Genomic DNA, 23475 nt, shown 5'->3' with positions numbered 1-23475 from the left:
ATGAAAACAATTTACAGATCATTCGGAATTTTGATCTTGTTGGTAGGAATGATCACCTACGGACAACAAATACCCGCAAAAAAGCAAAGCGAGTCTATCCTGATCGTAGGTGCCACAGCACATATTGGGAATGGAGAGATCATCCAAGACAGTGCCATCGGTTTTGTTAATGGAAAAATCACCCTTGTAGGAAGAGCAAATGATGTGAATCGAAACGATTTTTCGAAGATCATAGAAGCATCAGGAAAGCATGTGTATCCCGGCTTTATTGCCACCAATGCCTCTTTGGGATTGGCAGAGATCGATGCGGTGCGTGCCACTCGAGACTTCGACGAGGTCGGTAGCCTTCTTCCTCACATCAGAAGTCTTATCGCCTATAATGCAGAATCGAAAGTGGTAGAGTCCATGCGTCCCAATGGGGTATTGATCGCTCAGATCGCTCCTCGCGGCGGCACCATTTCTGGAACATCTTCAATCGTACAATTAGATGCGTGGAACTGGGAAGATGCAGCCATAAAGGTGGACGATGGCATACATATGAATTGGCCAAATGTGTACCAAAGAGGTCGTTGGTGGCTTGGAGAGGACCCTGCCTTTAAGCCGAGCAAGGATTATGAAAAACAGGTCGAGGAGATTGCCACTTTCTTTAAAAATGCGAAAGCTTATCTAAAAGGTGGACAAGAAGAAACAAATGTGCAATTCCAGGCGGTAAAGGGTTTGTTTGATGGTAGCCAAAAATTATATATTCATGCCGACAGGGAAAAGGGCATTGTGGATGCTGTGAACTGGGCGAAAGGAGAGGGTTTAGAAGACATCGTCTTGGTACAAGGCAATGAAGCGGATAAAGTTTCAAATTTGTTAAAGCAACATAACATCCCCGTACTGATCCCGAGGGCGCACCGTTTGCCATGGGGCGAGGATGATGATGTTCTTGGACCTTATAAGTTAGCAAAAACATTGACCGATAATGGATTGATGGTCGCCATTGAAATGGAAGGTCAAATGGAACGAATGAATACAAGAAACCTCCCTTTCTATGCCGGCACCTATGCAGCTTATGGCCTTGACAAAGAAAAGGCGGTTCAAATGATCACCCTGAACGCCGCCAAAATACTAGGTATTGATGATAGGGTAGGAAGTCTGGAGGCTGGAAAAGATGCCACTTTGTTTATTTCGGAAGGTGATGCGTTGGATATGCGAACCAATATCATCAAAAATGCCTTTATCCAAGGTCGCGAGATCAGCTTAGCGACCCATCAAACCAAACTCTGGAAACGATATATGAATAAATATAGTAACGCTGAATAATGGAACCAACCAAAACTTCAGATGAAAAAACCTCGAGCTGTTGGCTCGAGGTTTTTTGTTTCTCAACATGTAGATAAGCTATTTTTCTATAACAGTAGCACCTTCGGGCTTGTCAAAGACATTATCTCCATAAGCAACTTCAGAAAGTTCGGCTTCTTTAAATTCTATCGTACTTTTTGGTTCTTTAATGGTATCATCTTCATAATCGTACCATGTAATGGAATTAGGAAGCAACAATCCTTTAAGATCTGTCCAGTCGTTATATCGTATCCAATGTACATCATCACTCTTTTCGCCTGTAGCATAGGTCACGGTATATCCGAGCCACTCCATTTGATAGGTGTCTGGATTATAGTATAGGTAGTATTCATCTTCCGGGCTATCTCCTACTCCATTATCATAAGAAATACGAATTCCAGGATATTCTGTGCCCTCAAACGTCAATGGAGTTGCTTCCGAATAGTTGACACCCTCATCGGCTAGTACGAACGGCATAGCGTAGAAGTAGAAAAACAGGTTGTGATAAAAGCGCGCATTGCCCTTGTATGCACCTTCATCGGCATGCAACCAAACGTCTTTTCCGTCGAAACCGATCTTGAAATTTTCACCGTCCACACGATCTTTGCGATCTTTTAGATTGATATAGTGAATCTCATTTCCTTTGATCTTATAGGTAAGCGATTGTTGTTCTTGCCAATTATCCAGTCCACCGTGCCTGGCAAAAACTTTTTGAAGGTTTTCAGGGTATCGAGAAAGATCGACGGTGGTCGCTTTCTCTTCGGGCAATACAATAATTTCTTTGTCTGATTTCTTGTCTTGTTTGCAAGATATTACAAAGGCCGCGATAAAAACAGCCCATAGTACTTTCTTCATTATAAAGTTGATTTTAATTTGTATGTATGTCGAGTTTGTAAATACTAAATTACAGCAAATAGTGGTACTTTTGCCATTGTTCAATGATATTCGATGCACAAACAGATCAGCAGCACACAAAATCCTTTTATAAAGCAACTTTTCACTTTAAAGGAAAAGTCGAGAAACCGAAAGAAGGACGGTAAATTTCTCATCGAAGGTGCTCGCGAGATCGCGCTGGCCATCCAAGGGAATTATGAGATAGATAGCCTGTTGTTTCAGCCCGAACTGTTTCCAGAGCATCAGCTTGAAGGTCTTAACACCTCGTGCTCAAAACTCTTTGAGGTCTCAAAGGAGGTCTACCAAAAATTGGCACATCGTGAAACCACCGAAGGTGTTATCGCATTGGTAAATAGCAAAGGCCACACGCTGGAGGCACTGCGTTTTAAAAATGAGAATCCTTTGATATTGGTCGCCGAAGCGCCCGAAAAGCCAGGAAACATTGGTGCCTTGTTAAGAACTGCAGATGCGGCAAACCTTGACGCAGTGATCATTGCAAATCCTAAGACCGATCTTTACAATCCCAATATCATTCGCAGCAGTGTGGGTTGCGTGTTTACCAATCAGATCGCTATTGGAGAAACCAGTGATATCATACGGTTTTTGCATCAAAAGGGAATCAACATCTACTGTGCAGCTTTGACCGCTGCCAGTAACTATCATACTCAAGATTATAAACAAGCTACGGCTATAGTGGTCGGTACTGAAGCAACGGGACTGAATGACGAATGGCTCGAAAATTCAACTCAAAATATAATCATCCCAATGCAAGGGGAAATCGACTCGATGAATGTCTCTGTCGCTGCTGCGATCATCATCTTTGAAGCAAAGAGACAACGCGACTTTAATCAGTTTAATTAGCCACACCAATGAATCCGAATACGTTATTTTATATCATAATTGCAATTCTTATAGTCAATTTTCTGGTCGACAGGATCCTGAGCTTTCTGAATGCGCAGCATTTCAATGATCCCATTCCCAAAGAACTGGCAGACGTCTATGATGCCGAAGAATACAGCAAGTCGCAGGCATACAAAAGGACCAATTATCGCTTCGGTAATTTCACCTCATTATTTTCATTGATGTTGACCCTGGGTTTCTTCTTATTTGATGGTTTTGAATGGGTGGACAATATTGCTCGGTCATATACTGAAAAACCAATATTCATAGCTTTGATATTCTTTGGAATCATCATGTTGGGAAGTGATATCCTATCCACGCCCTTTGCGTACTATCGGACCTTTGTTATCGAAGAGCGATTTGGATTTAACAAAACAACGAAGAAGACCTTTTTTTTGGACAAGGTCAAAGGTTGGATCATGACGGTCATTCTCGGCGGCGGAATATTGGCCCTGATCATCTGGTTTTACCAAGTTACGGGAAGTAATTTTTGGGTATACGCATGGGGCGCGGTGGCACTATTCTCCATCTTTATGAACATGTTCTACGCACGATTGATCGTACCGCTATTCAACAAACAGACCCCTTTGCCAGCTGGCGAACTGAAGTCTGCAATAGAAGCCTATGCACAACATGTTGGTTTTAAATTAAAAAATATTTTTGTCATCGATGGGTCCAAACGTTCGACCAAAGCCAATGCTTATTTTTCTGGTTTTGGAAGAGAAAAACGTATCACACTCTTTGATACCCTCATCAATGACTTGGAGACGGAAGAGATCGTTGCCGTGCTTGCGCACGAAGTTGGGCATTACAAGAGAAATCATATCATTTTTAATCTGATTAGCTCAGTTTTATTGGCTGGGCTCACACTCTTTCTATTATCGCTGTTTATCAACACCCCATTATTGTCGCAAGCAATCGGAGTTGAAAATCACAGTTTCCATGTGGGACTTATTGCCTTTGGCATTCTCTATAGTCCAATTTCGACGATCACGGGACTCGTGATGAATTATTTTTCACGTAAGTTCGAATATGAGGCGGACGACTATGCAAAAATGACATACGCAGACAGTCCGCTCATCACCTCCTTAAAAAAATTGTCTAAGAATAGTTTGAGCAATCTCACGCCCCATCCAGCCTACGTCTTCGCCCATTACTCCCACCCTACATTATTACGACGAATAAATAAACTTAAGGCATAGATTTTGTTGCATAGCTATAAAGTTTAACCTATTTTTAGTTTATGGCAGTGGTTGACGTTGAAAAGGAAAATAAAGAAATTGCTAAGCAGTACAAAGAGCTTTTAAGAATAAGCTATCAGACACTGAGCGATGAGGATAAAAAACTTATTCGCCAGGCGTTCGATATTGCTGTGGATGCCCATAAAGACCAACGCCGTAAGTCTGGCGAAGCCTATATTTTTCATCCCATTGCCGTTGCAAAGATCGTAGCTTCAGAAATTGGACTGGATGCGACTTCGATTGCCGCAGCCCTGCTCCATGATGTAGTTGAAGATACCGAATATACGCTTACCGATATCGAACAGATGTTTGGAGAGACCGTTGCTAGGATCGTTGACGGACTTACCAAGATATCGCATTTAAAGAAAGACAAGGACGTTTCTTTACAAGCCGAGAACTTTCGCAAGATGCTCCTTACCCTGAATGACGATGTTCGGGTCATCATCATTAAGATCGCCGATCGCTTGCACAATATGCAAACGATGGAGTCCATGCCCGAGCACAAGCAAGTGAAGATCGCCTCGGAAACCCTGTATATTTATGCTCCGCTTGCGCATAGGATCGGACTGTACAACATCAAGACCGAACTCGAGGATTACGGATTAAAATACACCGAGCCTGATGTCTACAACGATATTCAGAGCAAGATGGAGGAAAGCAAGGAGGAACAAACGGCCTATATCGAGGCATTCTCGGATGTTATAAGAGATTCGTTAGACAGAGAACGTCTTAACTATGAGATCAAAGGGCGCTCTAAATCCATTTTTTCTATCCGGAAAAAAATGGTCAAGCAAAACGTCTCCTTCGATGAAGTGTATGACAAATTTGCCATACGAATCATCTACAAGTCGGACGCTGCCAATGAAAAATTCCTTGCGTGGAAGATATATTCGATCGTTACTGATCACTTTAGACCCAATCCCGTGAGACTACGCGATTGGATCTCGTCGCCCAAGTCTACTGGCTATGAAGCGCTTCACATCACCGTGATGGGGCCCAAAGGAAGATGGGTAGAGGTACAGATTCGCAGTGAGCGTATGCACGAGATCGCAGAAAAGGGATATGCGGCTCATTTTAAGTACAAGCACGGTGAGCAACAAGAGCAAGGCTTGGAGGTTTGGCTCAACAGGCTTCAAGAGGCCCTAGAAAATTCAGACTCCAATGCGGTCGATTTTGTAGAAGAGTTCAAGTTAAACCTCTATGCCAAGGAGATCTTTGTGTTTACGCCTAATGGCGAACTAAAATCCCTTCCCAAAGGAGCCACGCCCTTGGATTTTGCCTTTAGCATACATACCGAAGTAGGCATGCATACCCGTGGTGCCAAAGTGAACAACAAGCTGGTACCACTTAGTCATGAGTTGAACAGTGGCGACCAGGTAGAGATCATTACTTCGGATAAGGCCAAGCCCAATGCCAACTGGTTGGATTATGCCACTACTGCAAGGGCGCGTTCAAAAATAAAATCGTCGCTTAAAGAAGAGAAAAAACTCATCGCCGAGGAAGGAAAAGAGATCCTGCGCCGAAAGCTTCGACAGCTGAAAATTACACTGAACGAAAAGACGGTGAATGATCTGGTAGTTTACTTTAAACTTAAAACCAGCTTGGACCTATTTTATCGCGTTGGTATCGGCACCATCGACAATCAAAAGTTGAAGGACTTTGCCGCTTCGAGAAGTAATACGTTCGTGAATTTTTTCAAGAACAGGATCAAGAGACCCGGCACACCTGTAGATATCGATAAAGACGAGATCACCTCCAAATATGATCTTCTAGTGTTTGGAAAGGAAGAAGAAAAGTTGGATTACAAGTTATCACAATGCTGCAATCCGATACCCGGGGATGATGTTTTCGGTTTTGTGACCATCAATGATGGCATTAAGGTACATAAAAAAAATTGTCCCAATGCGATCAGCCTACAATCCAATTATGCCTATCGGATCATGTCGGCGAAATGGGTCGATTCTTCGCAACAAGGTTTTACGTCCGTGATACAACTCTCTGGAATTGACAATTTGGGCCTCGTAAACGATGTTACCAAGGTCATCTCTAACAATATGCACGTGAATATCAGAAATATCAGCTTTGATACAAATGGAGGTATATTCAATGGTAAAATAACCGTTATCGTAAAGAACAATACCATCCTGAAGCGATTGATTGAAAACCTAAAGAAAATTCAGGGAATCGAAAAAGTGATGCGACAGTGATAGGCCGTCGGCAGAATCAAAAATAAACTTACCTTTGTACAACAACCGTTATCAAACCCTGATGGCCGAAAACAAGAACCAAGAGATCGTGAAGAATGTCTTCACTACCTTTTTAGAGGAAAATGGACATCGCAAGACGCCCGAACGTTTTGCGATCCTCCAAGAGATCTATGATAGCGAAGAGCACTTTGATATAGAATCATTGTATATCAAAATGAAAAACAAAAATTATCGTGTAAGTCGTGCCACGCTTTATAATACGATAGAATTGCTTTTGGATTGCAATCTTGTTCGAAAGCATCAGTTTGGTCAAAATCAAGCGCACTACGAAAAATCTTATTTCGACAAACAGCACGATCATGTGATCCTGACCGATACTGGTGAGGTCATGGAGTTTTGCGACCCCCGCATCCAATCTATCAAAAAGACCATCGAGGAGATATTCGACATTGACATTCATAACCATTCATTATACTTCTACGGAACCAAAAAGAAGGAAGTTAACAGCTAATTGTTAATTCTTAGCGATTGTTTTATTGAATCTTTTCGATAGAAGCGTGTATTTTTGACGTCGGTTTTAACCATAGGACAAACACACTAACAACACAACACAACACCATGGCAGTAGATTTACTACTAGGATTGCAGTGGGGAGACGAAGGAAAAGGAAAGATCGTCGATGTACTCACCGCCAACTATGATATTATCGCCCGTTTTCAAGGCGGGCCCAATGCTGGACATACCTTAGAATTTGATGAGATCAAGCATGTATTGCATACGATTCCCTCTGGGATCTTTCATGAAAACGCAGAAAATATCATCGGCAATGGAGTTGTCATAGATCCAGTGATCTTCAAAAATGAGCTGGATAGCCTGGAAAAGTATAATATCAATGTACGTTCCAAGCTGCTGATATCGCGCAAGGCACATCTCATTCTACCAACGCATAGACTGCTAGATGCGGCCTCGGAAGCCGCCAAAGGAAAGGCCAAGATAGGATCCACACTCAAAGGAATTGGCCCAACTTATATGGATAAAACAGGTAGGAACGGAATTAGAGTTGGTGACATCGAACTAGATGACTGGAAAGAGAAATACAGAGCCTTGGCGAACAAACACGAGGCGATGATCGCCTTTTACAATGTAGAGATACAGTATGACCTGAAAGAACTTGAAGAAACCTTCTTTGAGGCCATCGAAACCTTAAAGTCTCTCCAATTCATAGACAGCGAAGAATATTTGCATCAAGCGATGAAGTCTGGTAAGACTATCTTGGCCGAGGGCGCACAAGGATCATTGTTGGATATTGATTTTGGGACCTATCCTTATGTGACCTCTTCCAATACGACAGCGGCCGGCGCCTGTACCGGTCTTGGAGTGGCACCAACAAAGATCGGCGAAGTATTGGGTATCTTCAAAGCGTATACCACCAGAGTAGGAAGTGGCCCCTTCCCTACCGAACTCTTTGATGAAGTTGGAGAAACCATGGGGCGTGTGGGTAGAGAGTTTGGAGCTACCACGGGCCGAAAACGCCGTTGCGGCTGGTTGGATCTGGTAGCACTTAAATATGCGGTGCAAGTAAATGGTGTGACCCAACTGATGATGATGAAAGGCGATGTGCTATCTGGAATAGAGACCCTGAAAATTTGTACAGCCTATAAATACAAAGGTGAAACTATAGAACATCTTCCCTTTAATATAGAAGCCGAGAATGTAACGCCTGTTTACAAGGAATTCGCTGGATGGCATAAGGACCTCACCAAGATGACGAAGGCCGAAGAATTGCCTTCGAATCTAATGGCCTATATCAGTTTTTTGGAAAAGGAATTGGAAGTGCCGATAAAAATCGTTTCTGTCGGGCCCGATAGAAAGCAGACCATCCATCGATAGACAGGAAGCACGATTTGAGATTTAAGATTTAAGATTTAAGAAATTTCAATAGATAGAAACCCTGAGGAAACTCGGGGTGTCTTTTTAGTGAGGATACGCTAATAATCTTTGCCATCTACCCTCAACCTTAAACCTATAAACTTTCAACTCCCAACACCCAATACCAAAACCCAACACCTAACCCCCATTACCCAAAACCTATCACCCGTCACCCGTCACCACGAGATCAAACAATAAACCCTAAACACATAAAACTGTTCTCGATACGATCCCGATAGCCACGGGATCACTCGAACTGACAAAGAGAACCAACACCCGTCACCCAATACCCTATACCTAACACCCAACACCCAACACCTAACACCTAACACTTCAGAACCTTAAAATCCTCCCAAAACGCAATTCACAACTCTAAAAAGCGTTATTTTTGAACCAAATTTCAAAGAATTGCTCACATTGAAACCTTTTTATATATTTTTTTTCTTGCTCATAAGTATTACTTGCTTTGCGCAAGAGCAAAAGGCGATACAGATAAAAAGCGCTGGCGGTTACGACCGAAATGAAGAACGCTTTCCAGATTCGGACATTTTAAGTTCGAAAGGCGGCACGCGGGTGCATCTTTTTCACGAAGGTGTTGATGTTTGGAGTGACCGTGCCATCTTTAAAAGAAAGGACAACTTCTTTAGAGCTTACGGAAATGTAATTCTCAAACAAGGTGACACGGTCACCATGAATAGCGCCTATGTAGAATATGATGGCGATACCAAAATGGCCATTTCCCGGGAGAACGTACGTCTTCAGACCCCAGAACAGACCCTGACAACGGATACGCTCTATTTTGACAGAAACATTCAACAAGCGTATTACAACAACAAAGGGGTTGTTCGGGACAGTGCTACCACCCTAACCAGTGACAAGGGACGTTATTTTATGGAAAGTAAAAAATACCAATTCGTCTCTGATGTGGAGGTGGTGAATCCAGAGTACACCTTGAACTCTGCTCAATTGGACTACTACACAACCAGCAAGCACGCCTATATGTATGGCCCATCTACCATTGTCGGCGCGGAATATGACATCTATTGTGAGCGCGGCTTCTATAACACGGTGTCCGAGAATGGATTTTTTGTCAAGAATTCTACCATCAACTACAATAACCGAGAGATCAAGGGTGATAGTCTTTATTTTGACAACCCAACCAATTTTGCTTCGGCCACCAACAACATAAAGATCACCGACACGATCAACAATTCGATCATCCGAGGACATTATGCCGAAATCTACAAAGCGAAGGACTCAGCATTTATCACAAAACGTGCAGTAGCGATCAACTTGATCGAAAAGGACTCGATGTACATTCATGGCGATATTTTAATGGTCACCGGCCCTGAAGATGATCGCATCATAAGAGGTTTTAAGAATGTGAAGTTCTACAAACAAGATATGAGCGGCAAATGCGATTCGATCCATGTGAATCAAAAGACGGGACTTACACAACTGATCAGACGTCCCATCCTATGGTCTGGAGAGAATCAAATGACTGGAGACACCATTCATCTCATCTCTGATGTAAAGACCGAAAAGCTTGATTCGCTCAAGGTGATCAACAATTCATTTGTCATTCAGAAAGACAGTCTTAGCGAAAATGGATACAATCAGATCAAAGGCCTTAATCTGTATGGGAAATTTGAAGATAATGAATTGCGTACCGTGGATGTGATCAAAAATACGGAGGTGATCTACTATATGTATTCGGACGACGATGAGTTTATCGGTATTGACAAGACCGTATGCAGTAAGATCAATTTTGTCATCGGAGATGAAGGAATTGAAGACATGACGTTTTTCACGCAGCCGGACGGAGATATCTATCCAGACTCGGAATTACCGAAAAATGCCAGAAGATTACGCGGGTTCGTTTGGTATGGAGATGAACGCATCAGAACAAAAGATGACATCTTCGATGAAGATGATAACAACATTAAACTTCCAACGATCTACGGTGTTGATCAGCCTTTTGATTTCGAATCCACAAATGATGAAACCGACCCCGATAAAGCGCCCGCACTACCGATAAAAAAGGATGAAAAGGGATTCTTAGAGAAGCAGAAACGACTCAAATCTAGGAGCGACCTTAAACGGAAGAAGGAACAATAGCTCAAGCTTAGGTGAAAGAAGATTTCCTAAAATATCAAGCTCAGACCACGCCGCATCCTTTAGCGATGGAGATCTCTCATGCGAAGGGATGTCATATTTATGATACTAATAAGAAGGAGTTTTTAGATTTTGTTGCCGGCGTCTCTGCATGCAGCTTAGGTCATGGACATCCAAAAGTGGTAAAAGCCATCAAAGACCAGCTAGATAAGTATTTGCATGTGATGGTCTATGGCGAATACATTCAAGAGCCAGCCGTTGAGCTGGCCAAATCATTGGCGCAGTACCTACCCGCCCCCTTAGAGAAGACCTACCTCACCAATTCGGGCACCGAGGCCATCGAAGGGGCTCTAAAACTGGCCAAAAAGGCCACCGGCCGAACAGAATTGGTCGCCGCGCACTATGCCTATCATGGAAACACCCAAGGCGCCATGAGCGTCATGGGCTATGAGGAACGCAAAAGGGCCTTTCGCCCCTTGATACCAGACACTCGCTTCATTACTTTTAACAACGAAGAAGATCTAAAGCAGATCACAGAGAAGACCGCTGGAGTAATCCTTGAGACCATTCAAGGAGGTGCTGGATTCATCCTTCCAGAAAATGACTACCTAAAAAAGGTGCGTCAGCGTTGCGATGAGGTCGGTGCATTACTGATATTGGATGAAATTCAACCTGGTTTCGGGCGCACGGGTACATTGTTCGGTTTTGAGAACTATGACATCGTGCCAGACATTGTGGTCATGGGGAAAGGCATGGGCGGCGGTATGCCAGTGGGTGCCTTTTCGGCATCGAACGCCCATATGCGATTGCTGGAAGACCGGCCTAAATTGGGCCATATTACCACTTTTGGTGGACACCCTGTGATCGCGGCGGCCTGTTTGGCCACCTTAAAAGAGATCACAGAAAGCGACCTTATGGCTGAAACACTTGAAAAAGAACGGCTATTTAGAGAATTGCTGGTTCATCCTAAAATATGCGAAATACGCGGAAAAGGGTTGATGCTGGCAATCATTCTAGAGGATGCAGCAACCGTTAACAAGGTCATATTTAAATGTTTGGATAAAGGACTCATCCTATTTTGGTTGTTATTTGAGCCTAGGGCGGTTCGAATTACACCACCGCTTACCATACCTTTGGAATACATAAAACAGGGCTGTCACATCATTCTTGAGGTACTTGACGAAATTTAGCTTATTTTAAATTAACTGACTTTCTGACCCCTTGTACATAGTTTGGACCAAAGATTGCAATAAGGTTGTTAATTAATTTGTTGAAAACAATAGTGCAAATTTTCTAAAACCGACTGGATCAAACACTATTTTTAGATAACATCAAATCAGAAATCGACTTGCCTATGCAGTTTAATTCGCATGATGAAAACAACTTCCCTTTAGAAAGATTCGAATCTATGTTGAAGACCGATGATGTTTTCTTTTTTGATTCCGAGGAATTCGAAGAAATTATTCACCATTATTTAGAGATCGGTAAAGTGGCCCTTGCGCGCAAGGCCATTAAAATAGGTTTGGAACAACATCCCTCGAATAGTTCGCTTAAGTTATTGGAAATCGAGTTGCTTATTTTTGAGAATAAGTTAGAAGCGGCCGAATCGCTATTGGACGAATTATATGTGTTGGAATCTGGTAATGACGAGATCTATATTCAAAAGGCAAACATCCTTTCTAAGAGAGACGAACATAAAAAGGCCATCGAATTGCTTAGAACTGCTTTGGCCTACACCGATGACCCCCTTGATGTATATTCATTGATGGGCATGGAATACCTCTTCTTAGATGATTATCAACAGGCCAAGGAGTGTTTTATAAAATGTTTGGAAGAAGATGATGAAGATTATTCTGCGCTGTACAATGTAATTTATTGTTTTGATTTTTTGGAAGATCATGATGGGGCCATTTCATTTTTGAATGATTTTCTGGATAAAGATCCTTACAGCGAGGTCGCTTGGCACCAACTCGGAAAGCAATTTGTCTCCAAGAAGATGTTCAAGGAAGCATTGGCCGCCTTTGATTTTGCCGTCATCTGTGACGATGCCTTCATCGGCGCATATTTAGAGAAAGGAAAATCTTTGGAGAAGCTAGGACGCTATAACGAGGCCATCGAGAATTATGAGATCACGCTCAAATTGGACGACCCAACCTCGTTCGCATATCTGAGACTAGGTAAGTGTCATGAAAGATTGGGCAACTATTCGTTGGCAAAGAATTTCTATTATAAGACCGTCCATGAGGATCCTTTATTAGATAAAGGCTGGATCGCGATCACCGATTTCTATATTCAACAAGAGAATTTTCAAAAAGCCTTGTATTATATCAATAAGGCCATCAATATCGATGGGGAGAACGTGCTCTATTGGAAACGCAATGCGGAGATCAACAAGGTGTTGAATTTCTACGAAGAGGCCGATATCGCCTATCAGAAAACAGTAGAACTGGGCAATTATGAACTAGATACCTGGGTTTCTTGGGCTATTGTTTTACGCAAGATCGGGGAGATCGAAAGTGCCGTTCAAACATTGCTGCAAGCACTCGAATTCTATCCCGAGAATTCTGACATCCACTATCATTTGGCTGGACTATACTACACCTTATCAGATACGATAAAAGGACACTTTCATCTCAAGAATGCGCTTAGAGAGAACTATCAATCGCATACCCTGATCAAAGAACTATTCCCAAAGGTCTACAATCGTAATTCTGTAAAGAATATTATCACTTCTTTTCAGAAACCTTCCATATAAAATTACCTACTTTTACGATTCGTTTTTTTTAATCTAGTCGTATGCAAAGATCATTTTTCGATTATTTAGTCATTACGCTCAAAGGAATGGCGATGGGAGCCGCAGATGTGGTGCCAGGCGTATCTGGAGGGACGATCGCGTTTATCTCGGGAATCTATGAAGAACTGATCGATTCGATAAATAACATCAACCTACAAACCGTAAAGGTATTAAAAGACGAAGGTCTTGCTGCGGCTTGGAAAAAACTCAATGGCAACTTCTTGTTGGCCCTTTTTATCGGAATAGGAATCAGCGTCCTTTCTTTGGTGCGTAGCATTCGTTGGCTCTTGGAGAACGAACCCGTTCTTCTTTGGGCCTTCTTCTTTGGTCTTGTATTGGCGAGCATTATTTACGTGGGGAAAGAAATCACGAGGTTTACTCCTGGGGTGGTCGCACTGCTGATCATCGGAGCGGTGACCGCCTATTATATTACCACCTTACCACCTTTGAGCAATGACACCTCCGCATGGTGGTTTTTGTTCATCGCTGGGGCATTGGCCATTTGCGCTATGATCCTACCCGGAATCTCTGGAGCATTCATTCTTGTTTTATTGGGAGCATACCAGCCTATTGTGGAAGCCGTGGACAACAAAGACCTAAAAACGATCGCCATTGTCGGGGCTGGAGCCATTATAGGATTGCTCAGCTTCTCAAAATTGCTTAAATGGACCTTTACCAATTATAAGAACCTGACCTTGGCCGCTTTGACCGGCTTCATCATTGGATCCTTGAATAAGATATGGCCATGGAAGGAGACCCTTACTTGGCGCGTGGATTCTCACGGCACACAGGTGCCGGTACTGCAAGAAAGTATCTCCCCTTGGTCATTTGAAGGAGACCCTAAACTACTGTTTGCCGCGCTACTTGCGATTGCAGGATTTCTGACTATCTTTATCTTGGAACGACTCGCCACCAAAAAGCACTGATGAATGTATAATGTTGCCAGAACACTACAGGACAAGATATTTCTTGTCATCAAAGGCCTTGCCATGGGAGCGGCAAACAAGGTGCCTGGTGTCTCTGGAGGCATCGTAGCGTTCGTTGCAGGTTTTTATGAGGAGTTTATCTATGCGCTGCAGAAGATCAATACAAAGGCCTTTAAATTGCTCATCAATGGCAGATTCAAGAGTTTTTATATGTACATCCACGGGCGATTCCTTTCCTTGCTCATCTTTGGCATGCTCATCAGCTACTTTAGCGTCTCTAAAGTACTTGACTATTTTATAGAACAAAAGGAGCTCTATGTCTGGGCGGTTTTCTTCGGGATGATCATCGGTTCCATCTATTACATCTCAAAGGATTTTAAACACTGGAATGCTAAGACCATCCTTGCACTTATTTTTGGCACTGCCTTTGGTGTGGGCATCAGCCTGCTCGAGCCTGCTCGTCAAAACGATCATTTGCTCTTTGTTTTCTTCTGCGGAATTATCAGCGTATCTGGAATGACATTACCTGGGCTATCGGGATCATTCATACTTATTTTGTTGGGCAATTATGTATTGCTGCTTGTTGATTCGGTAAATGCCCTCTACGACACCTTCGCAGAACTCTTAAGAGGCGATCTTAGCTTTACAAAAAACACCAAACGCATAGAACTGCTCAAGGTGCTTTCTTTCTTTACACTGGGATCAGCGGTCGGGCTTGTCACACTTTCACATTTGCTGAATTATGTATTAAAACATTTCAAACATATAACCTCTGCCGTTATTATGGGGTTTATCGCTGGCTCTTTGGGTGTGGTATGGCCATGGAAGGAGACGGTGTATAAAAAGAATGCCACTGGTGATTTTTTGATCAATTCTTCTGGAGAGCGGGTCATCGAGAATTATCACCGCTATATTCCAGAACTGCAGAATAACGAAACTTGGATCGCCGTTGGTTTTATTATATTTGGCATCTTCATCGTTTTAGCACTCGATTGGTATGGGAAACGCACAAGAAAGGTCAAGTAAGCGCTTTGGGCTCATAGGAAAGGATATCTCCTATTCTTTCTCTCAGGATTATTTCAGCAAGAAATTTGAAAAGCTTGGACTAGAGGATCATATCTACCAGAACTTTGACCTTAAAGATGTGAAAGACTTCACGCAAGTACTGGAGCAATTCCTAGATATCAAAGGACTCAATGTGACCATTCCGTATAAAGAACAGATCATCCCCTATTTAAACGAATTGAGTGCATTGGCGTCAGAAATTGGGGCAGTTAACACCATACAATTCAAAGGTGACCAGATGATCGGGCACAATACCGATCATTACGGCTTTACCGAATCGATCAGACCATTACTCCAATCGCACCATCTCAAAGCTCTGATCCTTGGAACTGGTGGCGCTTCAAAGGCTGTTTTTCATGCTTTACGATCTTTGGGCATACGTCCGACCTTTGTTTCAAGACGACCAAAAGCGGCAGAGCTTTCCTATCATCAACTTTGCAATCGCATCATGGCTGATCATCTTGTCATCGTTAATTGTACCCCTTTAGGTACGCATCCTAATATCCAAGAGCATCCAAATGTTCCGTATGATCGGCTAACCGAGCGCCACCTGTTGTTCGACCTTATTTACAATCCGGCAGAGACCACTTTTCTGCGAAGGGGACGGGAGCAGGGCGCTACGACCATCAATGGGCTAAAGATGCTAGAATTACAAGCCGAAAAGGCTTGGGAAATCTGGAACGACCAATGAGCACCCTTTCATCTTCCATGGTTTGTGGATATAGCAAAAAACTTTGCTATTTCTGCTGTTGTTAGTATCTTAGAGGGGCGTAAGCAATGATGAACCACAAACATTTTAATGATGTTAGAAGAAAAAAATGATAACCTGCCTTTGGCAGATGGAAGTGAAGAAGTGCCTGTAGATGAGTCGAAAGCTGATAAGGCCTCTGAGGATACTACCGAAACCCCAGCCAAAGAACTTTCTGAAACAGCTTCAGACCAAAGTGTCAAAGCCACGACCCCTTCGGATGAAGTTGAAGATGCCGAAGAAAAAGAGCCCGTCACCACTGGTGAAAAAACAAAGGAGGAGCATGAAGATGCTCTTAATGAAATAGATGATTCCGTAGCGGAGGATGCTGAAGATGAAGAAAAGTCCAGACGCCACGAAATACCAATGCTTGATTACCATTCCATGACCATGGAAGCCTTGGTCGATGAGTTTGCCAAGCTGGTAAGGAATGAGAAGATCCAAGCGATAAAGCAGCATGTGGATGGAATTCGTAACGAATTCAACCAAAAGTATTCCGAACTTATCGAGCAAAAGAAAGAGGAATTTTTATCTGAAGGTGGACAGGACATCGACTTTAGGTATAATGCGCCGGTGAAATCGCGTTTCAATGCCGTCTACAGCGAGTATAAAGAAAAACGAAACGCTCACTACCAGCAATTAGAGAAAGACCTTAAAACCAATCTTCAAAGACGGATCGAGATCATTGAAGAACTCAAAGGTCTTATCAATGTAGAAGAGAACATAAACACTACCTACAAGCATTTCAAAGAACTTCAGGAGGCTTGGCGAAATGCAGGACCCATCCCTAAAATGCAGTACAACAACATCTGGCGCACCTATCACCACCATGTAGAGCGTTTTTACGATTTCTTGCATTTGAACAGGGACCTTAGAGATCTAGACTTCAAGCACAATCTCGAAGAAAAGATGAAGATCATCACAAGGGCCGAAGAGTTAACGCAACTGGACGATGTAGGTCTTGCCTTTAGAGAACTTCAAAACTTGCACAAACTTTGGAAAGAAGAAGTGGGACCTGTTGCCAAAGAACATAGAGAAGAGATATGGAATCGATTTAGTGCTGCGACCAAAGCCATCCACGACAAACGTCAAGATTATTACAAAGACCTGGAGAAGACCTTTGAGGATAATCTTATCAAAAAACAAGAGATCATCGGCAAGATCATCGAGGTAGGTTCAGAAAAGGTGAATTCACATAGTGCATGGCAGAAAAAGATCAAGGAGATCGAAGCATTGCGAGAATCCTTTTTTAACGCTGGAAGAGTACCACAAAAGAAAAACGAGGAAACCTGGTCTGCCTTTAAAGAAGCGGTACGCAGCTTTAATCGAAATAAGAACGATTTTTACAAGGGTCTTAAAAAGGAGCAGCAGAACAATCTGAACAAAAAAATGGAATTGGTGAAGCTTGCAGAGTCCCTCAAAGACAGCGAGGATTGGGAAAGCACCACCCCGATCATGAAGAAGATCCAGAGCGATTGGAAAAGTATCGGTCATGTGCCACGGAAATATTCGGATAAAATATGGAATGAGTTCAAAAGTGCCTGTAATCATTATTTCGACAGATTTCATGCCACACGAAATGAGGCCAATAAAGAAGAGAACGAAGCCTTCGAGAAAAAGAAGGAGTTTCTAGACAACCTGAAATCATTTGAACTTACCGGTGATCGCGATACAGATCTTGCAGCCATTAAGCAAAAAATAGCAGAATGGAAGGCTATTGGGCGAGTCCCTTTTAACAAACGCAATGTAGAAGGCAAGTTCAATAAGGTCTTAGATGCCTTATTTGGAAAATTGAATATGAGCAAGAAAGAGGCCGAATTGATGAAGTATGGCAACCGTTTGGACGGATTAGAGGGCGATGATATAGGCATTCAGAAAGAGCGTACCTTTATACTTCGAAAGATCGACGAGATAAAATCGGAGATCAATCAACTCGAGAACAATCTACAATTCTTTAAACACGCCGACGATAGCAATCCTATCGTCAAAGATGTTCATAAGAATATTAAAAGACACAAGGACGCCTTGGATGTGTGGAAGGCGAAGTTAAAAAGACTGAAATCCTTATAATAAGAAACTTTCTGATCTTAATTTAGAATTCTTGTTCATACCCTTTTGCCATTATAGAGTGCTAACTTATCGATTCGTATTCGCACCTCAACATCTTTTAGAGCCAGTTTCTTTAAGATGTTTTGTACTGAAATGGTTAGGGAATTTTTCGATATTTGTTTTACTGAGGCAACTTCGTTTGGCTTCTTGCTAAATTCCTTATTGATCAAATCCTTTGTGTGACCTTCGATGTTCTGCCAAAATTTTGCGACCGGATCCCCTTGATTCAACCAAGCGAACTCGCTCGTCTTTTTGGCCTTTTTGTTATGTATCTGAAAAGGAAATAACCTCAAGGTCTTTATCTCGACATTCAATACCTTGTTATCCTTATCATAATCGAGCTTTAAATCTTTACTAGAAAAGCCAAAGGGTACGTTGGCTTCCCAAGTATATAGGTAATTTACGTGCGCAAGAAACTTCTTATTGTTCTGAATTTCCGAGAACTTCATGTTGTCCCTCGAAAAAACGAACTCTTCAGTCATAGAAAGTTCATGCTGTACATCTTCTAGGATATGAATAGCCTTATCGGCGATGAAGTTTTCATAGGCATAATAGCCGCCAATAGCCACAAGCGCCAGCAGCAAAATTCTGAATACGTATTTCATGGTTGATATTTTATTTGAATGTACAAAATATTACATAACATTTTTCATACAAGATAGATACGAGTACCCTGAGCAATATTATAATTTCTTCGCCTCTTCCCAGAAAACATCCATCTCGGCAAGTGTCATATCCTTCAATTCTTTGCCATACTGCTGTGACTTTGTTTCTAAATATTGAAATCGTTTTATGAATTTTTTGTTGGTCCGCTCTAAGGCATTCTCCGGATTGATGTCTAAAAAGCGAGCGTAGTTGATCATCGAAAAAAGTACATCGCCAAACTCGGCCTCTATTTTCTCCTTATCACCTGCGATGACCTCCTCTTGAAATTCTGCCAACTCTTCCTGAAGTTTTTCAAAGACCTGTTCTGGCTGTTCCCAATCAAATCCAACACCAGCCACTTTATCCTGAATACGGTTGGCCTTCACCATCGCGGGTAAACTTTTTGGCACTCCTTCCAACACCGAGGTCTTTCCTTCCTTTAACTTCAATCGCTCCCAATTCTGTTTTACCTCTTCTTCGTTCTTCACTTCAACATCGCCGTATATATGAGGATGTCGATCGATGAGTTTGTCACAAATACTGTTGGATACATCAGCGATATCAAAATCTCCGGTTTCGCTGCCTATCTTTGCATAAAAGACGATATGAAGTAAAAGATCTCCCAATTCCTTCTTTACTTCTTGCAAGTCATTGTCTAAAATAGCATCCCCTAACTCGTAGGTCTCCTCTATGGTAAGATGCCTCAAAGATTGAAGCGTTTGTTTCTTATCCCAAGGACATTGCGCTCTCAACTCATCCATGATGGTCAGCAATCGATCAAAGGCCTTTAGTTGCTGCTCTCTTTTATTCATAACAAAGAATTTTCGTAAATGTACGCAAAGCCGTTTATAGGCCATAACGTAGTTTTCAGCAATTATTAACGCTTTTTAACGACAAAAACAGTCCTAACTTAATAGAATTGGCTAATTTTAGGCGCCCTAAAATCTTATAAGCAGATGGTTTTCAATATAAAAGAAACATATCTGACACTCGTATTCCTCAGCTTACTTTCATGTTCAAGCAGCAAGACTCCTATTGAAAGAACCGAAATAGAAAAGAGTACAACGACCGTTGATCAGTTGGCTTTCCTAACATTTAGAGCCATTCAGAATACTGGCAACAATGAAGTTACCATTAAACTGCTAGCGAAGAAATTCTCTGAAGGTTCTGCCAAAGAAAGAAAAGGTCCTTTATCTAGTCCTAGCGCTGACCGATTCATATTTAGTTTATTTGACGAAGACAACCATCCCACCTCCCAATATATTACGCAGAACCCATTGTTAAAGGATGTAGAGTACTTAAACGACAACAAAGAATTCGAAAAAAGACGTGTGCTACTCGACAGCACCGATCTTACCATACGTCTATTTGCAAAAAAAGGCACTAAATTTGTAACCGTTAAGCGTGTCCTAGCAAATTCAAAAGATACCATATCATTGTATAGAGCAGCATTGTAGACATGAAGAGGAGCATGATAGTATTCGTTATAAGCCTGATGGCCTTTGTTTCAAAGGCACAGGTCTTTGACGTCGATACGCTTCAATTCAATGGTGCCGATGATAAGTTCATCAATCTGGTGATCATGGGAGATGGCTATCAAGCTTCGGAATTTAACAAGCTCATCGCAGATGCCAACGACTTTACCTCTGCTCTCTTCAACAAAGCACCTTTTACGCAATACCAGTCATATTTCAATGTCTTCTTGATCAAAACTCCTTCTAACGAAAGTGGCGCTGACCATGCAGGAACGGCTACGGACGTGCCTGAGCCACAGCATGCCACCGGATTTTTCGACACCTATTTTGATGCTCAGTTCGATAGTTTTGGCTTTCATCGTTCGTTGACAGTTAACAATGTTACTGCAATGGATGTCTTGGCAGACAATGTTCCTGCCTACGACCAAGCCATCATGTTGGTTAACACTCCTTTCTACGGAGGAAGTGGCGGAGAGATCCCCGTGGCCTCGACCGAACAGTTTGGAAAAGAGATCGCCATTCACGAGATAGGACATTCGTTTGTTGGGTTAAAGGATGAATACTGGGCGGGCGATATCTTTGCTGGCGAAGCCATTAATATGACACAGGACAATGATCCATTGACCGTAAAATGGAAAAATTGGGATGGCGATAATGGCGTAGGTATTTTTCAGCATTGCTGTGGCGGCAACGCTTCGCAGTGGTACAAGCCGCATCAATTCTGTATCATGCAAACATTGACCTATCCTTTTTGTTCGGTCTGCGCAGAAGGTATCGTTGAAACCATCCATACCATGGTAGATCCTGTCGAATCCTTTGTCCCGGACAACGGTATGACGATAATGCCTGGAAGCTTTCCGGTGGATTTTGCTCTCGATCTCATCTTGCCCAACCCAAATACGCTCAAAACCAATTGGACCTTAAATGGCAATGCCTATGCGGCGGATGTTGATATGGTTTCAGTGGCGGAAAATGAGCTCGATATCGGTACAAACGTACTCCATGTGAATGTGCGTGATGAAACCAGCCTGTTACGTGTAGACAACCATGCCACCTTACATTTTACAACCGTAAACTGGACCATTGAGTACGGTACTTTGGGCATTGAGGACATTACTGCTAGTGAGCATACCTATGAGCTGCAATTATATCCGAATCCTGCCAACGACCTATTGAATATCCTTGTTGAGAGTGAGTTTCAAGAAGATCTGAATGTCGCGTTATATTCTTTGGACGGTAAACAGCTGAAGACCGCGATCGGCGCTATGAAGAAACTTTTGACCATCGATATAAGCGATCTCGCTCCGGGAACGTATGTCTTGAATATTCGCAGCGCGCATGGAAATGTCTTCAGCAGAAAGATCATGAAAAAAGGCTAGCATCATAGCCAGCCTCTTTTATTTTTATAGATCAACAGATAGATACGTCATCAACTATTCTTTTTCTTTCGTTGTCGCCGCTTTCTTCTCCCCTTTGCCCTTAGCTTTCTCCTTCTTCTCTTTCTTTTGCTTCTCTTCCTCTTCGAATTTCAGCAACTTCTTGTCGATAAGCAAATTGTACCATTGTACAATTTTTTTGATATCGCTTGCGTAGACACGATCCTCATCGTAATCAGGTAAGACCTCAAAAAAATATTCCTCTAACTTTATTTTTTCGTCTTTTGGGTTCACCGATGCCTTTTCTCCATTTTCTTTTTGATGCATCTTTTCAAAAACATCGTTCAATGGCAATTCCTCTGAAAGGGTATAAACTGCAATTTCTGAAAGCAAGCTTACGTTGTGTCGCAAACTCACTGCCATTTTCTTACCATCCAAAAGCGACTCCACCACAAAACCAGAGCGTGTTTGGGTCTTCAATTCGTATAATCCTGGCTTGCCAGTGATCGATAATATTTTTTCTAAACTCATATTGTAAAGTTTGAATGATTTCCTGTAAAGATTATTTCCACAAATTTCACAGGTAGTTTTTATTTTTCCAAAAGGTTACCGTGCTTTTTTCGCCAAAGGGAATTTCATTCTGTAATCGACATGGACCAAGCCCTTGGAGATCTTGTTCAGCTTCCCTTTTATCAAACGTTTCTTTAAGCCCGAAAGTTTATCGGTAAACAATATTCCCTCGATATGGTCGTATTCGTGTTGGATGATGCGAGCAGCGATCCCGTCGAACTCATCAACATGCTCTTCAAAATTTTCATCCAAATACTTGATCCGAATGGTTTCTTGACGAAAGACATCCTCTCTGATATCGGGAATGCTCAGACAGCCTTCATTGAAAGCCCACTCGTCCCCAGTTTCATCTAGCATTTGCGCATTGATAAAGACCTTTTTAAACTCTTTAAGGGTCATTCGCTCTTCTTCGGTAAGTTCCTCGTCCTCTCCAAAAGGTGTTGCATCGACCAAAAACAATCGTATGGGCACTCCGACTTGCGGAGCAGCCAAGCCGATTCCACTAGCCTGATACATGGTTTCCCACATATTCTCGATCAAGGTAGACAGATCAGGGTGATCTTTGCTAATTTCTTTGGCCTTCTTTCGCAATACAGGATCGCCATAAGCCACAATAGGTAAAATCATATTCGTTTCATTAACACCAAACGGTCAACATTCATGTTATTTATTATATAAATAAGATTGAAGAATGATAGTTGCACTTATCTCATCTACCAAAGCTTTGTTTCGTCGCTGCTTTTTCTTCAATCCGCTATCGATCATCGTTTGAAACGCCATTTTGGACGTAAATCGTTCATCCACGCGTTCCACAGGAATATCCTTAAAGGTCGCCTTCAACTTTTCTACAAACGGACGGATGAGCACTTCACTTTCCGAAGCCTCATTGTTCATTTGTTTGGGTTCTCCGACCACAAAAAGCGCTACCTGCTCTTCTTTCAAATAATCTTTCAAAAAATCAAATAACTCATCCGTGGCGACAGTAGTAAGTCCCGAAGCGATGATCTGCAGCTCATCCGTGACCGCAATCCCCGTTCGTTTCTTCCCATAATCTATCGCCAAAATTCGTGCCATTTGAAGATTTTTGGCAAAAATACGGTTTATATTGTTACAAGTATAAAATCGCTCGCTTTATTGAAAACCACCGCTTATCTT

The 23475-nt window shown here is 42.2% G+C and carries 21 protein-coding genes; 15 read left to right on the top strand and 6 right to left on the bottom strand.

Going from position 1 to position 23475, the window contains the following annotated elements:
* Nucleotides 1-1308 (top strand): amidohydrolase family protein, encoded by a 1308-nt coding sequence (locus ACFQ1M_RS03830; RefSeq protein WP_386404124.1) that lies wholly within the window; start codon nt 1-3, stop codon nt 1306-1308.
* Nucleotides 1309-1386: 78 nt separating this feature from the next.
* Here the strand turns inward: ACFQ1M_RS03830 and ACFQ1M_RS03825 are convergent, their stop codons facing one another.
* Nucleotides 1387-2181: a DUF6503 family protein gene (locus ACFQ1M_RS03825; protein ID WP_386404121.1), complete on the bottom strand. Its 795-nt coding sequence runs from the start codon at nt 2179-2181 to the stop codon at nt 1387-1389.
* Between the two features lie 93 nt (nt 2182-2274).
* On the opposite strand from ACFQ1M_RS03825, the gene ACFQ1M_RS03820 reads away from it, so the two are divergent.
* From ACFQ1M_RS03820 to ACFQ1M_RS03765, 12 genes are all read left to right on the top strand, one after another.
* Nucleotides 2275-3081 carry a TrmH family RNA methyltransferase gene (locus ACFQ1M_RS03820; protein WP_386404119.1) on the top strand — a complete coding sequence of 269 codons (807 nt, stop codon included), beginning with the start codon at nt 2275-2277 and terminating at the stop codon, nt 3079-3081.
* Between the two features lie 8 nt (nt 3082-3089).
* A complete protein-coding gene (locus ACFQ1M_RS03815) occupies nt 3090-4322 on the top strand; it encodes a M48 family metallopeptidase (RefSeq protein WP_386404116.1) in 1233 nt (410 codons plus the stop codon).
* A 41-nt stretch (nt 4323-4363) separates the two neighbouring features.
* Nucleotides 4364-6568, top strand: a complete 2205-nt coding sequence (locus ACFQ1M_RS03810; protein ID WP_386404113.1) for a RelA/SpoT family protein — start codon at nt 4364-4366, stop codon at nt 6566-6568.
* A gap of 61 nt (nt 6569-6629) precedes the next feature.
* Complete coding sequence (locus tag ACFQ1M_RS03805; RefSeq protein ID WP_386404111.1) at nt 6630-7079, top strand: Fur family transcriptional regulator; 450 nt, start codon at nt 6630-6632, stop codon at nt 7077-7079.
* Between the two features lie 107 nt (nt 7080-7186).
* Complete coding sequence (locus ACFQ1M_RS03800) at nt 7187-8458, top strand: adenylosuccinate synthase (protein WP_386404108.1); 1272 nt, start codon at nt 7187-7189, stop codon at nt 8456-8458.
* A 483-nt stretch (nt 8459-8941) separates the two neighbouring features.
* Nucleotides 8942-10615: an OstA-like protein gene (locus tag ACFQ1M_RS03795; RefSeq protein WP_386404105.1), complete on the top strand. Its 1674-nt coding sequence runs from the start codon at nt 8942-8944 to the stop codon at nt 10613-10615.
* Between the two features lie 11 nt (nt 10616-10626).
* Nucleotides 10627-11802, top strand: a complete 1176-nt coding sequence (locus tag ACFQ1M_RS03790) for an aspartate aminotransferase family protein (protein ID WP_386404102.1) — start codon at nt 10627-10629, stop codon at nt 11800-11802.
* A 164-nt stretch (nt 11803-11966) separates the two neighbouring features.
* The gene (locus tag ACFQ1M_RS03785; protein ID WP_386404100.1) at nt 11967-13367 is read left to right on the top strand and encodes a tetratricopeptide repeat protein; all 1401 of its coding nucleotides are present in this window, start codon (nt 11967-11969) and stop codon (nt 13365-13367) included.
* A 41-nt stretch (nt 13368-13408) separates the two neighbouring features.
* Nucleotides 13409-14332 carry a DUF368 domain-containing protein gene (locus tag ACFQ1M_RS03780; protein WP_386404097.1) on the top strand — a complete coding sequence of 308 codons (924 nt, stop codon included), beginning with the start codon at nt 13409-13411 and terminating at the stop codon, nt 14330-14332.
* 3 nt (nt 14333-14335) lie between these two features.
* Nucleotides 14336-15358: a DUF368 domain-containing protein gene (locus ACFQ1M_RS03775; protein WP_386404095.1), complete on the top strand. Its 1023-nt coding sequence runs from the start codon at nt 14336-14338 to the stop codon at nt 15356-15358.
* The gene (locus tag ACFQ1M_RS03770) at nt 15330-16088 is read left to right on the top strand and encodes a shikimate dehydrogenase family protein (RefSeq protein ID WP_386404092.1); all 759 of its coding nucleotides are present in this window, start codon (nt 15330-15332) and stop codon (nt 16086-16088) included. The genes ACFQ1M_RS03775 and ACFQ1M_RS03770 overlap by 29 nt, the downstream gene beginning before the upstream one ends.
* A gap of 111 nt (nt 16089-16199) precedes the next feature.
* Nucleotides 16200-18215, top strand: a complete 2016-nt coding sequence (locus tag ACFQ1M_RS03765; RefSeq protein WP_386407056.1) for a DUF349 domain-containing protein — start codon at nt 16200-16202, stop codon at nt 18213-18215.
* A gap of 35 nt (nt 18216-18250) precedes the next feature.
* On the opposite strand, the gene ACFQ1M_RS03760 is transcribed toward ACFQ1M_RS03765, so the two are convergent.
* Complete coding sequence (locus ACFQ1M_RS03760) at nt 18251-18859, bottom strand: hypothetical protein (RefSeq protein WP_386404089.1); 609 nt, start codon at nt 18857-18859, stop codon at nt 18251-18253.
* A gap of 78 nt (nt 18860-18937) precedes the next feature.
* On the bottom strand, nt 18938-19711 hold the full coding sequence (gene mazG, locus ACFQ1M_RS03755; RefSeq protein ID WP_386404086.1) for a nucleoside triphosphate pyrophosphohydrolase: 774 nt from the start codon (nt 19709-19711) through the stop codon (nt 18938-18940).
* A 144-nt stretch (nt 19712-19855) separates the two neighbouring features.
* Here mazG and ACFQ1M_RS03750 point away from each other — a divergent pair, with 144 nt between their 5' ends.
* Nucleotides 19856-20356, top strand: a complete 501-nt coding sequence (locus ACFQ1M_RS03750) for a hypothetical protein (RefSeq protein WP_386404082.1) — start codon at nt 19856-19858, stop codon at nt 20354-20356.
* Nucleotides 20357-20370: 14 nt separating this feature from the next.
* Nucleotides 20371-21753 carry a T9SS type A sorting domain-containing protein gene (locus ACFQ1M_RS03745; RefSeq protein WP_386404079.1) on the top strand — a complete coding sequence of 461 codons (1383 nt, stop codon included), beginning with the start codon at nt 20371-20373 and terminating at the stop codon, nt 21751-21753.
* Nucleotides 21754-21807: 54 nt separating this feature from the next.
* On the opposite strand, the gene ACFQ1M_RS03740 is transcribed toward ACFQ1M_RS03745, so the two are convergent.
* The 3 genes from ACFQ1M_RS03740 to ruvX all read right to left on the bottom strand — a co-directional run bounded on the left by ACFQ1M_RS03740 (nt 21808) and on the right by ruvX (nt 23394).
* Complete coding sequence (locus tag ACFQ1M_RS03740; protein WP_386404076.1) at nt 21808-22281, bottom strand: DUF5606 family protein; 474 nt, start codon at nt 22279-22281, stop codon at nt 21808-21810.
* 75 nt (nt 22282-22356) lie between these two features.
* The gene (gene def, locus ACFQ1M_RS03735; RefSeq protein WP_386404073.1) at nt 22357-22947 is read right to left on the bottom strand and encodes a peptide deformylase; all 591 of its coding nucleotides are present in this window, start codon (nt 22945-22947) and stop codon (nt 22357-22359) included.
* A 36-nt stretch (nt 22948-22983) separates the two neighbouring features.
* Nucleotides 22984-23394 (bottom strand): Holliday junction resolvase RuvX, encoded by a 411-nt coding sequence (ruvX, locus tag ACFQ1M_RS03730; protein ID WP_386404070.1) that lies wholly within the window; start codon nt 23392-23394, stop codon nt 22984-22986.
* Nucleotides 23395-23475 lie beyond the last annotated feature (81 nt).

The organism is Sungkyunkwania multivorans (genome assembly GCF_042675645.1).
Classification (GTDB): Bacteria; Bacteroidota; Bacteroidia; order Flavobacteriales; family Flavobacteriaceae; genus Sungkyunkwania; species Sungkyunkwania multivorans.
The sequence above is the reverse complement of the archived record's forward strand: the minus strand, read 5'-3'. Positions and strand labels throughout refer to the sequence as shown.

Excerpts from the sequence above, each read along its gene's own strand:
- ACFQ1M_RS03810 (WP_386404113.1), top strand. The coding sequence starts at position 4,364 with ATGGCAGTGGTTGACGTTGAAAAGGAAAATAAAGAAATTGCTAAGCAG.
- ACFQ1M_RS03800 (WP_386404108.1), top strand. The coding sequence starts at position 7,187 with ATGGCAGTAGATTTACTACTAGGATTGCAGTGGGGAGACGAAGGAAAA.
- ACFQ1M_RS03785 (WP_386404100.1), top strand. The coding sequence starts at position 11,967 with ATGCAGTTTAATTCGCATGATGAAAACAACTTCCCTTTAGAAAGATTC.
- ACFQ1M_RS03740 (WP_386404076.1), bottom strand. The coding sequence starts at position 22,281 with ATGAGTTTAGAAAAAATATTATCGATCACTGGCAAGCCAGGATTATAC.
- mazG (WP_386404086.1), bottom strand. The coding sequence starts at position 19,711 with ATGAATAAAAGAGAGCAGCAACTAAAGGCCTTTGATCGATTGCTGACC.
- def (WP_386404073.1), bottom strand. The coding sequence starts at position 22,947 with ATGATTTTACCTATTGTGGCTTATGGCGATCCTGTATTGCGAAAGAAG.
- ACFQ1M_RS03820 (WP_386404119.1), top strand. The coding sequence starts at position 2,275 with ATGCACAAACAGATCAGCAGCACACAAAATCCTTTTATAAAGCAACTT.
- ACFQ1M_RS03805 (WP_386404111.1), top strand. The coding sequence starts at position 6,630 with ATGGCCGAAAACAAGAACCAAGAGATCGTGAAGAATGTCTTCACTACC.
- ACFQ1M_RS03815 (WP_386404116.1), top strand. The coding sequence starts at position 3,090 with ATGAATCCGAATACGTTATTTTATATCATAATTGCAATTCTTATAGTC.
- ACFQ1M_RS03770 (WP_386404092.1), top strand. The coding sequence starts at position 15,330 with ATGGGAAACGCACAAGAAAGGTCAAGTAAGCGCTTTGGGCTCATAGGA.
- ACFQ1M_RS03830 (WP_386404124.1), top strand. The coding sequence starts at position 1 with ATGAAAACAATTTACAGATCATTCGGAATTTTGATCTTGTTGGTAGGA.
- ACFQ1M_RS03750 (WP_386404082.1), top strand. The coding sequence starts at position 19,856 with ATGGTTTTCAATATAAAAGAAACATATCTGACACTCGTATTCCTCAGC.
- ACFQ1M_RS03760 (WP_386404089.1), bottom strand. The coding sequence starts at position 18,859 with ATGAAATACGTATTCAGAATTTTGCTGCTGGCGCTTGTGGCTATTGGC.
- ACFQ1M_RS03775 (WP_386404095.1), top strand. The coding sequence starts at position 14,336 with ATGTATAATGTTGCCAGAACACTACAGGACAAGATATTTCTTGTCATC.
- ACFQ1M_RS03765 (WP_386407056.1), top strand. The coding sequence starts at position 16,200 with ATGTTAGAAGAAAAAAATGATAACCTGCCTTTGGCAGATGGAAGTGAA.
- ACFQ1M_RS03745 (WP_386404079.1), top strand. The coding sequence starts at position 20,371 with ATGATAGTATTCGTTATAAGCCTGATGGCCTTTGTTTCAAAGGCACAG.
- ACFQ1M_RS03825 (WP_386404121.1), bottom strand. The coding sequence starts at position 2,181 with ATGAAGAAAGTACTATGGGCTGTTTTTATCGCGGCCTTTGTAATATCT.
- ruvX (WP_386404070.1), bottom strand. The coding sequence starts at position 23,394 with ATGGCACGAATTTTGGCGATAGATTATGGGAAGAAACGAACGGGGATT.
- ACFQ1M_RS03780 (WP_386404097.1), top strand. The coding sequence starts at position 13,409 with ATGCAAAGATCATTTTTCGATTATTTAGTCATTACGCTCAAAGGAATG.